A 14,733-nucleotide genomic window follows, 5' to 3' on the forward strand; every position below is an offset into this window, starting at 1 on the left:
GTGTTTCCCGCCATTTCTTGCGCCGAAACCAGCGATCCGGTGTGACGTACACGACGACAGGCGCGTGCGGACTGCAAGGAAGCGCTCAATGGGCGTAGCCTTTATTTCCGCTGTCCACCACCTTTAGGAAGCGGAAGAGGGCGGTTGCCGCCGTGTCGTCACAGTCCCCCGATACCTCGAGCGTCTCGACCGAGCCGGACGGAGACGGGAAGAAGTCACCCGTCACCTTCGGTGCGAACGAGTGGCTCGTCGACGAGATCTACCAGCAGTACCTCCAGGACCCGAACTCGGTAGACCGAGCCTGGTGGGACTTCTTCGCGGACTACAAGCCCGGTCCAGCGGGCGCCGCGACGCCGGACAAGGGAGCGCAGGGGGGCGAGAGTGCCACAGGAGCGGGCCTGAGCCCCGCCGAGGCGGGCGGCCCGGTCAAGCAGGCCCCCGCAGCCGCGCAGCCCGCGGCCTCCCGGGCGTCCGCGCCCCCGAAGGCGCCGGCGAAGCCGGCTGCCGCTGCTCCGGAGAAGTCCGCGGCCCCGCAGGCCGGGGCGAAGCAGTCCGCGCCGGCGAAGGCCGGGAAGACCGAGCAGGCGGCGCCGGCGAAGGCCGCACCGACGCAGCAGGCCGACGGGAGCGGACAGAGCGCCGAGGGCCCGGAGTACGTCACGATGCGCGGCCCGTCCGCCGCGGTGGCGAAGAACATGAACGCCTCGCTGGAGCTGCCCACGGCCACGTCCGTGCGCGCCATCCCGGTGAAGCTGCTCATCGACAACCGCATCGTCATCAACAATCACCTCAAGCGCGCCCGCGGCGGCAAGGTGTCCTTCACGCACCTCATCGGCTACGCCATGGCCAAGGCGCTGAAGGCGATGCCCTCGATGAACCACAGCTTCACCGAGAAGGACGGCAAGCCGACCCTGGTGAAGCCGGAGCACGTGAACCTCGGCCTGGCGATCGACCTGGTGAAGCCGAACGGCGACCGCCAGCTGGTCGTCGCCGGCATCAAGCAGGCCGAGACCCTCACCTTCTTCGAGTTCTGGCAGGCCTACGAGGACATCGTCCGCCGCGCCCGGAACAACAAGCTGACGATGGAGGACTTCACCGGCGTCACGGCGTCGCTGACGAACCCCGGCGGCATCGGCACCGTGCACTCCGTGCCGCGGCTGATGCCCGGCCAGGGCCTCATCATCGGTGTGGGCGCCATGGAGTACCCGGCCGAGTTCCAGGGCACCTCGCAGGACGCCCTGAACAAGCTGGGCGTCTCCAAGGTCATGACGCTGACCAGCACCTACGACCACCGGGTGATCCAGGGGGCCGCCTCCGGCGAGTTCCTGCGGATCATGCACCGGCTGCTGCTCGGCGAGGACAACTTCTACGACGAGATCTTCGAAGCGCTGCGCATCCCGTACGAGCCGGTGCGCTGGGCCCAGGACATCGACGTCTCCCACGACGACGACGTCACCAAGGCGGCCCGCGTCTTCGACCTGATCCACTCCTACCGGGTGCGCGGTCACGTGATGGCCGACACCGACCCGCTGGAGTACAAGCAGCGCAAGCACCCCGACCTGGACATCACCGAGCACGGCCTCACCCTGTGGGACCTGGAGCGGGAGTTCGCGGTCGGCGGCTTCGCGGGCCGTTCGATGGCCAAGCTGCGCGACATCCTCGGCGTGCTGCGCGACTCGTACTGCCGGACCACCGGCATCGAGTACATGCACATCCAGTCGCCGAAGGAGCGCAAGTGGATCCAGGACCGCGTCGAGCGTTCGCACGCGTCGCCGGAGCGTGAGGAGCAGCTGCGGATCCTGCGCCGCCTGAACGCGGCCGAGGCCTTCGAGACGTTCCTGCAGACCAAGTACGTCGGCCAGAAGCGCTTCTCGCTGGAGGGCGGCGAGTCCGTCATCCCGCTGCTCGACGCCGTGATCGACGCCGCCGCGGAGGCCCGGCTGGACGAGGCCGTCATCGGCATGGCCCACCGCGGCCGCCTGAACGTGCTGGCCAACGTCGTCGGCAAGAGCTACGCGCAGATCTTCCGCGAGTTCGAGGGCAACCTCGACCCGAAGTCGATGCACGGCTCCGGCGACGTGAAGTACCACCTCGGCGCCGAGGGAACCTTCACCGGCCTGGACGGCGAGCAGATCAAGGTCTCGCTCACGGCGAACCCCTCCCACCTGGAGGCGGTCGACCCGGTCGTCGAGGGTGTGGCCCGCGCCAAGCAGGACATCATCGGCAAGGGCGGCACGGACTTCACCGTCCTGCCCATCCAGGTGCACGGCGACGCGGCCTTCGCCGGCCAAGGCGTCGTGGCCGAGACGCTCAACATGTCGCAGCTGCGCGGCTACCGCACCGGCGGCACCGTGCACGTCGTGATCAACAACCAGGTCGGCTTCACCGCCGCCCCGGAGTCCGCGCGGTCGTCGATGTACTGCACCGACGTGGCGCGGATGATCGAGGCGCCGATCTTCCACGTCAACGGCGACGACCCGGAGGCCGTCGTGCGCGTGGCGCGGCTGGCTTTCGAGTACCGGCAGGCGTTCAACAAGGACGTCGTGATCGACCTGATCTGCTACCGCCGCCGCGGCCACAACGAGACGGACAACCCGTCCTTCACCCAGCCGCTGATGTACAACCTGATCGACAAGAAGCGCTCGGTGCGCAAGCTGTACACCGAGTCGCTCATCGGCCGGGGCGACATCACCATGGAGGAGGCGGAGCAGGCGCTCCAGGACTTCCAGGGCCAGCTGGAGAAGGTGTTCACCGAGGTCCGCGAGGCCACGACGCATCCGGGGCCGGCCGAGGTGCCGCACCCGCAGGCGCAGTTCCCGGTCCACGTCGACACCGGCGTGACCCAGGAGGTCGTCAAGCGGATCGCCGAGTCCCAGGTCAACATCCCCGACCGGATCAAGGTGCACCCGCGTCTGCTGCCGCAACTGCAGCGCCGTGCCGCGCAGATCGAGGAGGGGAAGATCGACTGGGCGACCGGCGAGGCGCTCGCCGTCGGCTCCCTGCTGATGGAGGGCACCCCCGTCCGCCTGGCCGGACAGGACTCCCGCCGGGGGACCTTCGGCCAGCGGCATTCGGTGCTGCTCGACCAGAACACCGGCGACGACTTCACGCCGCTGCTCTACCTCTCCGAGGACCAGGCGCGGTACACCGTCTACGACTCGCTGCTGAGCGAGTACGCGGCGATGGGCTTCGAGTACGGCTACTCGCTGGCCCGCCCCGAGGCGCTGGTCATGTGGGAGGCGCAGTTCGGCGACTTCACCAACGGCGCGCAGACGGTGATCGACGAGTTCATCTCCTCGGCGGAGCAGAAGTGGGGCCAGACCTCCGGCGTCACACTGCTGCTGCCGCACGGCTACGAGGGGCAGGGCCCGGACCACTCCTCCGCCCGCATCGAGCGGTTCCTGCAGCTGTGCGCGCAGAACAGCATGACGGTCGCGATGCCGACCCTGCCGTCGAACTACTTCCACCTGCTGCGCTGGCAGGTGCACAACCCGCACCACAAGCCGCTGATCATCTTCACTCCGAAGTCGATGCTGCGGCTCAAGGCGGCGACGTCGAAGACGGAGGAGTTCACCTCCGGCGGTTTCCGTCCGGTCATCGGCGACGACTCCGTCACCCCGTCGGACGTCCGCAAGGTCGTCTTCTGCTCCGGCAAGGTCTTCTACGACCTGGACGCCGAGCGGCAGAAGCGGGGCGTGACGGACACCGCGCTGATCCGCATCGAGCGGCTGTACCCGCTGCCGGGCAAGGAGATCCAGGAGGCGCTGGCGCCGTACACCAAGGCGCAGAAGTTCGTCTGGGCCCAGGACGAGCCGGCGAACCAGGGTGCCTGGCCGTTCATCGCGCTGAACCTGGTCGACCACCTCGACCTGATCATCGGCGCGGCGCCGGACAACGCGGACCGGCTGCGGCGGGTCTCCCGCCCGTCGTCCTCGTCGCCGGCCGTCGGCTCCGGCAAGCGCCATGCCGAGGAGCAGAAGGCTCTGGTGGACGAGGTGTTCGACCTCTGAGGTCGCTCCGGCCGGTCCGGTGCGCCCGGACCGGCCGGGTGATGTACGTCGCTTAGCGGGGCGGAGGCTGTCGGCCTCCGCCCCGCGGCGTTAGCGTGTGATCATGTTTGCTGCCTACGCTGCGCGGATCGACAAGGACCAGCCGCTGAGCGGATTGGAGTTGGGTGAACGCCCCGAGCCGGAGACGCCTCCCGGCTGGGCCACCGTCGACGTGAGAGCGGCCTCGCTCAATCACCACGACCTGTGGTCGCTGCGCGGCGTGGGGCTGGGGGAGGAACTCCTCCCGATGATCCTCGGCTGCGACGCCGCGGGTGTCGACGCCGACGGCAACGAGGTCGTCCTGTACTCGGTGATCGGCGCCACCGGCCACGGTGTGGGCCCGCGCGAGCCGCGTTCCATCCTCACCGAGCGCTACCAGGGAACGTTCGCCGAGCGGGTCGCCGTGCCGCAGTGGAACGTGGTGCGGAAGCCGAAGGAGCTGTCGTTCGAGGAGGCGGCCTGCCTGCCGACGGCCTGGCTGACGGCGTACCGGATGCTGTTCACCAACGCCGGGGTGCAGCCTGGCGACAGTGTGCTGGTGCAGGGTGCCGGCGGCGGGGTCGCCACCGCCGCGATCGTGCTGGGCGCCGCCGCGGGGCTGCGGGTGTTCGCCACCAGCCGCCACGAGACGAAGCGCCGCAGGGCCGAGGAGCTGGGCGCCGAGGCGGCCTTCGAGAGCGGGGCACGACTGCCGCACCGGGTGGACGCGGTGATCGAGACGGTGGGCGCGGCGACCTGGTCGCACTCGGTGAAGTCGTTGAAGCCCGGCGGCACTCTGGTCATCTCGGGCGCGACGAGCGGACCGAACCCGCAGTCCACCGAACTCAACCGGATCTTCTTCCTGGAGCTGAAGGTCGTCGGATCGACGATGGGCAGCAAGGACGAGCTGGAGTCGCTGCTCAACTTCTGCGCGGCGAAGGGCGTCAGGCCCGTCATCGACTCCACCCTGCCTCTTGACCGCGCCCGCGAGGGCTTCGAGAAGATGGCCGGCGGCGATCTCTTCGGCAAGGTCGTCCTGACCGTCTGACGACCACGGGGAGAGGACCCTCATGTCTGTACCGGCCCTGCGCACGGTCGGCGCGGCGGATCGTGACGCCGTCGCGGAACTGCTCCACGCGGTGTTCCGCGACGACCCGGTGAGCCGCTGGGTCTTCCCGGACGCGGAACGCCGGGAGGTCTGGCATCCGCGCCTCTTCGGCGCGTTCCTCGACCACGGCCTCCAGCACGGGACGGTCCACGCGACCCGGGACGGCGCGGGCGCCGCGGTGTGGTTCGCCGTCGAGGGCGGCGAACTCCGCGGCGGGGACGACCTGGGCGCCCGCCTGGAGAAGGTGGATCCGGGGAACGACCGGCTTCCCACGCTCGGTGAACTCACCGAAGCGGTGCACCCCACCGATCGTGACCACGCGTACCTGCAGGCCATCGCCGTCTCGCAGGACCGCCAGGGCCGTGGCGTCGGTTCCTCGCTGCTGGCTCCGGTGCTCGAACGGTGCGACCGCGAGGGCCTGCCGGCGTACCTCGAGGCCAGCAGCGACCGCAGCCGGGGGCTGTACGCACGCCACGGGTTCGTGACGCTCGAGCGGATCGTGCACCTTCCCGACGGCCCGCCGATGTACCCCATGTGGCGGGAGCCGGCGACGGCCTGACGCTCCACGACGCGAGCGGCGCCGGACAGCACAGCGGCCGTCCGGCGCCGCTCGCGCGTCGCGGTCACTCCTGCGGCGGGTCGTCCCACAGGGCGGTGAGCTCGTTCGCCGAGCGCCCGAGGACGCGGCGAGCGGCGCGGAGCTGCTCGGGACCGACGCCGTGGTCCCGTGCCGCGTCCCGCACGTCGTCCCGGAACCGGTCGAGCAACCGGTCCAGGTCCCGGGCGGGGTCCGTGGACGGCCGGTCCTGGGCCCACTCCGGCAGCCGGGCACCGGCCGGCGCACCGGTCTGCTCCGCGGCGTCGGCCTCCGCCGCCGACCCGGCCTCCTCCGGGGTGCTCTTCCCGGCCGGAGGGCGGGGGCCGCCGGACGGTGCGGAGTGCGGCGGGGTGCGGGGCGGCCACCCGGTGGCCTCCCCGGCGATGCGCCCCAGGTCGCCCATGTGTCGCCCGAGTTCGGACAGACCACCGAGCACCGCGCCCTGCCAGTCCCCGGAGCGGGCCTGTTCCTGCACCTGGCCCTGCACACGGCGGGCGATGCGGCCCACCTCGTCCATCGCCTCGGCGTGGGCCTTCCGCTCCTCGTGCACCTGCTGCTGGGCCCGGCGGGCGTCCTCCCGGGCACGGCGCGCCTGCTGCTTCCAGTCCTCCTTGGCGCGCCGTATCTCCTCACGCACCTCCCGCCAGGCTTCCGGGTCACCGTGCCGGCCGCCCCTGCCGGAGGCCCCGGAGGTGCTCCCCGCTCCGGCACCGCGCGCCTGCCTGGCCTGCCGGCGCACCTCCCGGCGCAGGTCGTCGGCGGAGCCGCTGACGTCCTCCCTCATCTCTGCCGCGAGTGAGGCGAGCGACTCGCGGATCTCCAGTTCGAGTTCGGTCAGTTCGTCCTGCCGAGCGGCGAGTTCCGCACGCCCGGCGTCCGTGAGGGCGTACACCTTCCGCCCGCCCTCGGTGCTGTGGGAGACCAGTCCTTCGGCCTCCAGCTTCGCCAGCCGGGGGTAGACGGTGCCGGCGGAGGGTGCGTACAGCCCCTGGAAGCGCTCCTCCAGGAGGCGGATCACCTCGTAGCCGTGGCGGGGCGCCTCGTCGAGAAGACGCAGCAGATACAGCCGCAGGCGACCGTGTGCGAACACGGACGGCATGTCAGACCTCCTTCCGGAGACCGGAGCCGACCGGTGGGGCCTCGTCCGTCGGAGGCCGCCGCAGCAGCGCGATCGGGCCCGAGACGGTGTGCGCCCGCAGGCGTCCCGTGCCGTTGCCGAGGCTGCCGTTCAGGCGCCTCGCACCCCAGGGGCCGTCCGCACGGACCTCGTCGAAGGCGCTGGAGACGGTGCCTCCGGCGGTGGCGGCCTCGACAGTGGTGTCGGCGGGCTCGGCCAGGCGTACCGCGATCTCACCGGAGACGGTGTTCAGGCGGACGTCCGCGGCGGCGGCGCGCCGGTCCAGGTCGATGATGACGTCGCCGCTGACGGTGTCGGCACGGAGCGTGGAAGCGGCGCCGTCGACCACGGTGAGGGAGCCGGAGACCGCGTTGACCCGCAGGCTGTCGCGCAGCGCCTGCGCCTCGACGTGGCCGGAGACGGTGTCGACCCTGACCTCACCGCCGAGCCCGACGAGCGTGATGCCCGCGGAGACCCCGCGCACCTCGGTGCGCCGGTCGACGCCGGAGACCACGGTGTCCGCCCGGACGACACCGACGCGGACACGGGTGCCGGCAGGCACGGAGACCGTGACGTCGGCCTCGCAGTGCTGCTTCCGGCGTTCGAGGATGCGCAGGACGTCCTTGCGGAACAGCTCGTCGTGGCCGACGTCGAGCCGCGCTCCCTCACGGCGCACGGTCAGAGGACGGCCGCGGATGTCGGTGATCTCCACGCGGGCTCCGGACTCCTCCGTCCCCACGATGTTGACGGAACCGCCGATGAGACGGACGTCCAGTTCGTCGAGCGGATGGTCGAACGCGAGTGTCTGTGGTGCGGAGACTTCCGGCACGGGATCCCCCTCCGGGTATGGACCGGCAACGACATATCGTGTCTCTCGCACACACGATATGTCGCGTCACTCCGGAAGGCAAGCGCTGCGGCGCACCCGGGCCGCCGCGGCTACTCCTCCTCGTCCTCGTCGTCCAGACGGGCCAGCCAGGTCGCGAGGCGCTCCACGGGAACCTCGAAGTCGGGGTTGAGGTCGACGAAGGCACGCAGCTGCTCGGAGAGCCACTCGAAGGTGACCTCCTCCTGGCCGCGCCGCTGCTCCAGCTCCTCGATGCCGCGATCGGTGAAGTACAAGGGGGTATCTCCAGCTCGGGAAGTCCCCGGGAACTCCTCCCGGGGCGGACGGTGACGCGCACCAGCGTAGGCAGGAGGCCCCGCCGCCCGGGCGGGCGGCGGGGCCTCCTGCTGTACGAACGGCGGCCGTCGGACGGATGCGGGGGCGCGCGGCTCAGAGGACCTTGGACAGGAAGGACTTGGTCCGTTCGTGCTGCGGGTCGTTCAGGACATCGCGCGGGTGCCCGGACTCCACCACGACACCGTCGTCCATGAAGACCAGGGAGTCGCCCACCTGCTTGGCGAAGCCCATCTCGTGCGTCACCACGATCATGGTCATGCCCGACTCCGCGAGGTCCCGCATCACGTCGAGCACCTCGCCGACCAGTTCGGGGTCGAGCGCCGACGTGGGCTCGTCGAACAGCATGAGCTTGGGTTCCATGGCGAGGGCGCGCGCGATCGCCACGCGCTGCTGCTGGCCGCCGGAGAGCTGCGACGGGTAGTGCCCGGCACGATCGCCCAGTCCGACGCGCTCCAGCAGCCGCATCGCCCGGTCGCGGGCCTCCGACCTGCCGACGCCCCGCACCTGGACGGGCGCCTCCATCACGTTCTCCACCGCGGTCATGTGCGGAAAGAGGTTGAAGCGCTGGAACACCATGCCGATGTCCTTGCGCTGGTCGGCGACCTCGCGCTCCTTGAGTTCGTAGATCCTCTCGCCCTTCTGGCGGTAGCCGACCAGCCGGCCGTCCACGTAGAGGCGTCCCGCGCTGATCTTCTCCAGGTGGTTGATGCAGCGCAGGAAGGTCGATTTCCCGGAACCGGACGGCCCCACCAGGCAGAAGACCTCCTGCGGCCGGACCTCGAGGTCGATGCCCTTCAGGACCTGGTGGTGGCCGAAGGACTTGTGGACGGACTCGGCGCGGACCATCGGCCCGCCGGAACCGGCGGAGGGAGTGCCGCCGGACGTGTCGGTGCTCTTCATCGGGCCTTCGCCTCCGGTCCCGTGTCGTGGCGGAACGTGGTGAGGTGCTTCCGCACCCGCTGCAGCGGCGTGTCCGGGAGGTGCCCGGAGGTGCCCTTGGAGAAGTGCCGCTCGATGTAGTACTGGGCGATGCTGAAGATCGTGGTGAGGGCCAGGTACCAGACGGTCGCCACCAGCAGCGACTCCATCACCGCCAGCGTACGGGAGCCGAAGTTGCGGCTCGCGAGGAACAGCTCGGGGAAGCCGATGGCGAAGACCAGCGACGAGGTCTTCAGCATGTTGATGAACTCGTTGCCCGTCGGCGGGATGATCACGCGCATCGCCTGCGGCAGCACGATCCGGCGCATCGTCTTGGTGCCCCGCATGCCGAGGGCGTGGGCCGCCTCGGTCTGGCCGGTGTCCACGGACTGGATGCCGGCCCTGCTGATCTCCGCCATGTAGGCGGCCTCGTTGAGGCCGAGCCCGAGGAGGCCCGCGACGAACGGGGTCATGAAGTCGTTCATCTCGTCCTTGTAGATCGGCCCCAGGTCGATCGTCTGGAAGATGATCGAGAGGTTGAACCAGAGGAAGATCTGGACCAGGACGGGAGTCCCGCGGAAGAACCAGATGTAGAACCAGGCCACACAGCTGAGGACCTTGTTGCTCGACATCCTCATCACCGCGAGCAGCATGCCCAGGACGACGCCCATCAGCATGCCGAGCACGGTGATCTTGAGGGTGTTCCAGGCGCCCTTGACGAAGGTCTCGTCGTCGAGCATGTCGGCGACGACGTCCCACTGGATGTCGGCCCTGGCGAAGGCGAGCGCGACGAGCCCCACGAGGGCGAGGACGGCGGCGGCGCCGACCCAGCGCCCGTAGTGCTTGACGGGGACGGCCTTGATGGCATCCGGGGGGACCTTCGAGACGGCTGCGGCACCGGGGCCCTCGGAACGGGCGCCCCCGGCCGACCGGGAGGTCCCGCTCGGATTCCTGCTTTCGGGGTCTACGGGTTCAGACACGGAGCATGACTTTCTGGCAGGCGTGGGCGTGGCCCGGTGACCGCGGTCGGGCAACCGCGGTCACCGGCGGGGCGGGCGGACGGTCAGCTGCCGGCGTTGATCGTCGCCTCGTCCAGCGCGCCGTTGGTCACGTCCCACTTCTTCATGACCTTCTCGTAGGAGCCGTCCTTCATGATCTTGTTCATGGCGGCCTGGACGGCGTCCCGCAGCTTCGCGTTCTTCTTGCTCACCGCGATGCCGTACGGAGCGGCGTCGATCTGCTCCCCCGCCACCTCGAACCGCTCGCCGCCGCCGAAGGTCTTGGCGTTGTACGCGGCCACCGGGTAATCGGTGACCACCACGTCCGCACGGCTGTTCTGGAGCTGCGTGATGGAGTCGGTGTCCTTGTCGGCGAAGAACGGGTCGATCTTCTTCCCGCACTTCTTGTTCTGCTCCCGCACCAGCGCCTCGTTGGCCGTGCCGCGCTGTGCCGCGACGGTCTTGCCGCACAGATCGTCCAGCGTGGTGATCTTCTCGGGGTTCCCCTTCGCGACCAGGAGTGCCGAGCCGGCGCGGAAGTAGTCGACGAAGTCGGCGCCGCCGCCCTCGGCGTCCTCGCTCACGCCCTTCTGCCGCTCCTCGGTGTCGGTGACGGCCGACATGACGATGTCGTAGCGGCCCGAGTTCATGCCGAGGATGAGCTGGTCGAACGTACCGTTCTGGAAGGCGAGGTCGACGCCGAGGACCTTGCTCAGCTCGGCGGCGAGATCGGGGTCGATCCCGGCCGGCTTGCCGTCCTTGTCGACGAACTCCACCGGCGCGTAGGCGATGTCCGAGCCGACCTTGATGGTCCCGGCCTTCTGGATGCTGCTGGGCAGCTCGTCGTAGAGGGGCGCCCCGGTGTCGGCGGCCTTCTTGCCGTCGCCGCTCTCCCCGGCCGCCCCCTCGGTCTGGTCTCCGCAACCGGTCAGCAGAAGCGCTCCGGCGACCGCGACGGCTCCCGCCGTCCCGATGCGGGAGCGGGCTGCTGCGGGGCGTCGGGTGGTGCGAACGGTCATGTGCCAGGTCCTCCTGCGAGTGAGGGTCGGGACGCGAACGCGCGCACGGAAGTCACGGTCCGGCCACTTCTGCTACTGAAGTGGAATCTTGCCATTCGCTTCCCGGCCACCGGGGTGCGGGATGTCAAAATCACATAACGGATGAACGATCCACCGCACAGGCGGGTCGGGATACGGTACGGGACCGGACCGCGCAATCGGCGTGTCAGGTGCGTGAGAGCTTCCTCACGCACCGTAGGAAGAGGTTCGTACCGGGAGTCGTCCGTCGGGTAGAAAGGACGCCTACACCCCTCACCCGGGGACCGGGACGCATGTGCGGCGCGTCCGGCGTCCGTGTCTCAGCAGGTCGCGGCCACCCGCGGGCCGACCGCGGACGTGGTGCCCGCCCGCCCCTCGACCAGGGAGCGGCCACCCTCGACACATCACGAACAAGGGGTCCACACAGTGGCAGCGGAGATCGTCAATCCCCAGGACGGGCTGGACGACAGCATGATCGATCCGGCGTTCGCGCTTCACCGCGGCGGCAAGATGGCCGTCCACTCGACGGTGCCCGTCCGCAACGCGGACGACCTGTCCCTCGCCTACACGCCCGGCGTCGCGAAGGTCTGCAGCGCGATCGCCGAGCAGCCGGAGCTCGTGCACGACTACACCTGGCGGTCGCAGGTGGTCGCGGTGGTCACGGACGGCAGCGCCGTCCTCGGCCTCGGCGACATCGGCCCGTCCGCCTCCCTCCCCGTCATGGAGGGCAAGGCCATCCTGTTCAAGCAGTTCGCCGGGGTCGACGCGGTGCCGGTCGCCCTCGACTGCCGCGACGTCGACGAGATCGTGGAGACCGTGGTGCGCATGGCGCCGTCGTTCGGCGGCGTCAACCTGGAGGACATCTCCGCACCCCGCTGCTTCGAGATCGAACGGAAGTTGAAGGAACGGCTGGACGTGCCGGTCTTCCACGACGACCAGCACGGCACGGCCATCGTCACGCTGGCCGCCCTGCGGAACGCCGCCCGGCTGGCCGACCGCGCGCTGGGCGAGCTGCGCGCCGTGATCTCCGGCGCCGGCGCCGCAGGCGTCGCCATCGCGAAGATCCTGGTCGAGGCCGGCATCGGTGACGTCTCCGTCTGCGACCGCAAGGGTGTCGTCTCCGCCGGCCGCGAGGACCTGAACGCCGCGAAGCGGGACCTGGCGGGCTTCACGAACAAGGCGGGACACACCGGTTCGCTGGAGGCCGTCCTGAAGGGCGCCGACGTCTTCATCGGTGTGAGCGGCGGCACCGTCGCCGAGGAAGCGGTGGCCACGATGGCCGAGAACGCCTTCGTCTTCGCCATGGCCAACCCGAACCCGGAGATCCACCCGGACGTGGCCCGCAGGTACGCCTCCGTCGTGGCCACCGGCCGCAGCGACTACCCGAACCAGATCAACAACGTGCTGGCGTTCCCCGGCGTCTTCGCCGGTGCGCTCCAGGTCCGCGCCTCGGAGATCACCGAGGGCATGAAGATCGCGGCTGCGGAGGCGCTCGCCGCCGTCGTCGCCGACGAGCTGAGCCCGGACCGCGTCATCCCGTCGCCGTTCGACGAGCGCGTCGCGCCCGCCGTGACGGCCGCCGTGGCCGCCGCCGCCCGCGCGGAGGGCGTCGCCCGCGTCTGACCCGTGCCGGAGGCCGGGGACGCGCCGTGCGGGGCGTCCCCGGCCTCCGGCGTGTCCGGCGGCGGAAGGGTGCGGCGCGGGACCGGCTCAGCGGAGGCCGAGCACCACCGCGTCGGAGGGAGAGGCCCACACCGCCCGCGCCTCGGCGAAGCCGGCGGTGCGCAGAGCCTCCACGTGCCAGGAGAGCGGCTGCACCTCACCATCGGCGTGGTCGCCCGCGGCGGGGTCGCCGAAGATCCGAAAACGCTCGACCGTCGGCCCGGCCAGCACCGGGTCGGCGGCCGCCGCCTGCCACCAGGCGACCCAGTCCTGCACACCCGCGGCCCGCTCCCGGTCGCGCCGTTCCCGGTCGTAGGCCCGCTCCGCCGCGTCGATGCGCGGGATGTCCGGATCCGGCATGCGGTCGGCGTTCATCAGGGCGCCGCCCTCCCGCACGACGCCGGCGAGCCGGCCGTAGAGCGCTCCGAGCGCCTCCGTGTCGAGCCAGTGCAGAGCGGTCGCGGTGAGCACGACGTCGTAGGTGCCGTCGGGGGTGCGGTGGGGGCCGTGCGGCAGCTTCTCCGTCCAGGTGGGATCGGTGAGGTCGGCGGAGACGAACCGAGCGCGCTCGTCCCCCTCGAAGGTGCCGCGGGCGATCGCGAGCAGCGCCGGATCGAGGTCCACGCCGGTGGTGCGGGCGCCCGGGAACCGCCGCAGCACGCGACCGGTGATGCTTCCCGTGCCGCAGGCCAGGTCGAGGACCCGGGGCTGGGGGCCGACGAGTGCCTCGGTCATGTCGAGCATGACCCGGAAGCGTTCCTCACGGTCCGGCAGGTACCACTCCTGCTGGCGGTCCCAGCTGTCCTGCCACGCCTGCCAGTCGGGCCCGGCGGTCGCTCCGCTCGTCATCCGTCCTCCCCGGTAATACCCTGTAAGCCAGCCCGGCCATTACCGAACCTCCTCGACCTTAGATCCATCAAGTAAGGACCACAAGTGGAATTGAGCTATTACTCCGACTACGCCGTGCGCTTGGTGAACACCGAGCGGCCGGAACGCGGGGAGGACGTGCTCACCTCGATCGAGGCGGTCCAGGAACTGTTCGGGCCGAGCCTGCAGCTCGCCAGGAGGGCCACCGACGGCGACGTGACGCGGCTGCGCGGGGTCCGGACGCGGCTGCGGGCGGTGTTCGGGGCGGCGGCGGAGGGCGACGAGGTCCGAGCGGTGGACCTGCTCAACTCGCTGCTCATGGAGTACCCGACGAGCCCGCAGATCTCGGGGCACGACCAACGGGGCGAGGACGGGCGTCCCCACTGGCACATGCACCTGGCCGAGCACGCCGCCAGCGCGACCGCGGGCTACGCGGCGATGGCGAGCATGGGACTGGCCTTCCACCTCACCGAGTTCGGCGTGGAACGCCTCGGCATCTGCCAGGCCGACCCGTGCCGCAACGCCTACCTGGACACCTCCACCAACCGGTCGCGCCGCTACTGCTCCGACCGCTGCGCGACCCGCGCGAACGTCGCCGCCTACCGCGCGCGGAAGCGGCTCGCCGGCCGGGGCACGAGAGGCCGCACCGCGGAGAGCGCCCAGGTGAGCAGCGGGAGCAGCGAGCCCTGACGGCGCCCCGGCGCCGGACACCGGGGCCGCACCCGCAGCCAGGCCCGCGCGAGCACCATCGCGTCGGGCACCGCGCCGAACTCCCTGCTGTCGTTCCGCACCGCGGGGTTGTCGCCCTGCACCCACCAGCCCGCGGCGCCGTGACGGGCGACCAGACGCTTCACGATGAGCAGATCGTGCTGCAGAGGGTGCCGCAGCACGACGACGTGGCCGGGGCGCACCCGGCCGCCATAGTGCACCACGAGCCGGTCCCCGGGGCGCAGCGTGGGCAGCATCGACGGGTTGTACACCTCCGCGAGCCCGAACCGCCGCAGCGGGCCGCGCGGCCCGGGGAACTCCCCGGCCGTCCGCGTCGTCCGTGATCCTGCCCGCTCCGGCATGCCCGTCCTCCGATGTGTGGGTGAAGGGCCGACCCCCCGGGTGGCCCCTTCTGGGACTTTTGATCCAAGCATCCAGGGGCACACGCGAAAACGGCCGGCCCAGCGAGTAACCTCGCACCCGAGAAAGACGATCACGAGGAAGGACGG

Annotated in this window: 13 protein-coding genes; 5 read left to right on the forward strand and 8 right to left on the reverse strand. The window is 70.7% G+C overall.

The genetic code is table 11. The features are described from left to right. Positions 1-152 precede the first annotated feature (152 nt). The 3 genes from ACL06G_RS07130 (at position 153) to ACL06G_RS07140 (ending at position 5,695) form a co-directional block, all read left to right on the forward strand. On the forward strand, positions 153-4,010 hold the full coding sequence (locus ACL06G_RS07130) for a multifunctional oxoglutarate decarboxylase/oxoglutarate dehydrogenase thiamine pyrophosphate-binding subunit/dihydrolipoyllysine-residue succinyltransferase subunit (RefSeq protein WP_412784442.1): 3,858 nt from the start codon (positions 153-155) through the stop codon (positions 4,008-4,010). 103 nt (positions 4,011-4,113) lie between these two features. After that, positions 4,114-5,076 (forward strand): zinc-binding dehydrogenase, encoded by a 963-nt coding sequence (locus tag ACL06G_RS07135; protein WP_412835595.1) that lies wholly within the window; start codon positions 4,114-4,116, stop codon positions 5,074-5,076. 22 nt (positions 5,077-5,098) lie between these two features. Then, a complete protein-coding gene (locus tag ACL06G_RS07140) occupies positions 5,099-5,695 on the forward strand; it encodes a GNAT family N-acetyltransferase (protein WP_412784444.1) in 597 nt (198 codons plus the stop codon). 64 nt (positions 5,696-5,759) lie between these two features. Here the strand turns inward: ACL06G_RS07140 and ACL06G_RS07145 are convergent, their stop codons facing one another. From ACL06G_RS07145 to ACL06G_RS07170, 6 genes are all read right to left on the reverse strand, one after another. After that, positions 5,760-6,833, reverse strand: coding sequence for a PadR family transcriptional regulator (locus ACL06G_RS07145; RefSeq protein ID WP_412784445.1), 1,074 nt, complete (start codon positions 6,831-6,833; stop codon positions 5,760-5,762). Position 6,834: 1 nt separating this feature from the next. Beyond that, entirely contained in the window at positions 6,835-7,680 is an 846-nt protein-coding gene (locus ACL06G_RS07150) for a DUF4097 family beta strand repeat-containing protein (protein ID WP_412784446.1), read from the reverse strand. Between the two features lie 110 nt (positions 7,681-7,790). After that, positions 7,791-7,973: a DUF6104 family protein gene (locus ACL06G_RS07155; protein ID WP_412784447.1), complete on the reverse strand. Its 183-nt coding sequence runs from the start codon at positions 7,971-7,973 to the stop codon at positions 7,791-7,793. A gap of 154 nt (positions 7,974-8,127) precedes the next feature. Beyond that, entirely contained in the window at positions 8,128-8,880 is a 753-nt protein-coding gene (locus ACL06G_RS07160; protein WP_412784656.1) for an amino acid ABC transporter ATP-binding protein, read from the reverse strand. Positions 8,881-8,930: 50 nt separating this feature from the next. After that, on the reverse strand, positions 8,931-9,932 hold the full coding sequence (locus tag ACL06G_RS07165; protein WP_412784448.1) for an amino acid ABC transporter permease: 1,002 nt from the start codon (positions 9,930-9,932) through the stop codon (positions 8,931-8,933). Positions 9,933-10,015: 83 nt separating this feature from the next. Then, complete coding sequence (locus ACL06G_RS07170) at positions 10,016-10,969, reverse strand: ABC transporter substrate-binding protein (protein WP_412835596.1); 954 nt, start codon at positions 10,967-10,969, stop codon at positions 10,016-10,018. 444 nt (positions 10,970-11,413) lie between these two features. On the opposite strand from ACL06G_RS07170, the gene ACL06G_RS07175 reads away from it, so the two are divergent. Then, positions 11,414-12,610, forward strand: a complete 1,197-nt coding sequence (locus tag ACL06G_RS07175) for an NAD(P)-dependent malic enzyme (RefSeq protein WP_412784450.1) — start codon at positions 11,414-11,416, stop codon at positions 12,608-12,610. A gap of 87 nt (positions 12,611-12,697) precedes the next feature. Here the strand turns inward: ACL06G_RS07175 and ACL06G_RS07180 are convergent, their stop codons facing one another. Continuing rightward, positions 12,698-13,498 (reverse strand): class I SAM-dependent methyltransferase, encoded by an 801-nt coding sequence (locus ACL06G_RS07180; RefSeq protein WP_412835597.1) that lies wholly within the window; start codon positions 13,496-13,498, stop codon positions 12,698-12,700. Between the two features lie 84 nt (positions 13,499-13,582). On the opposite strand from ACL06G_RS07180, the gene ACL06G_RS07185 reads away from it, so the two are divergent. Continuing rightward, the gene (locus tag ACL06G_RS07185; protein WP_412784452.1) at positions 13,583-14,206 is read left to right on the forward strand and encodes a CGNR zinc finger domain-containing protein; all 624 of its coding nucleotides are present in this window, start codon (positions 13,583-13,585) and stop codon (positions 14,204-14,206) included. Here ACL06G_RS07185 and sodX read toward each other — a convergent pair. Then, positions 14,116-14,586, reverse strand: a complete 471-nt coding sequence (gene sodX / locus ACL06G_RS07190) for a nickel-type superoxide dismutase maturation protease (RefSeq protein ID WP_412784453.1) — start codon at positions 14,584-14,586, stop codon at positions 14,116-14,118. The genes ACL06G_RS07185 and sodX overlap by 91 nt on opposite strands. Between the last annotated feature and the right edge of the window lie 147 nt (positions 14,587-14,733).

The sequence above is a fragment of the Streptomyces callyspongiae genome (genome assembly GCF_047200695.1).
GTDB lineage: Bacteria > Actinomycetota > Actinomycetes > Streptomycetales > Streptomycetaceae > Streptomyces.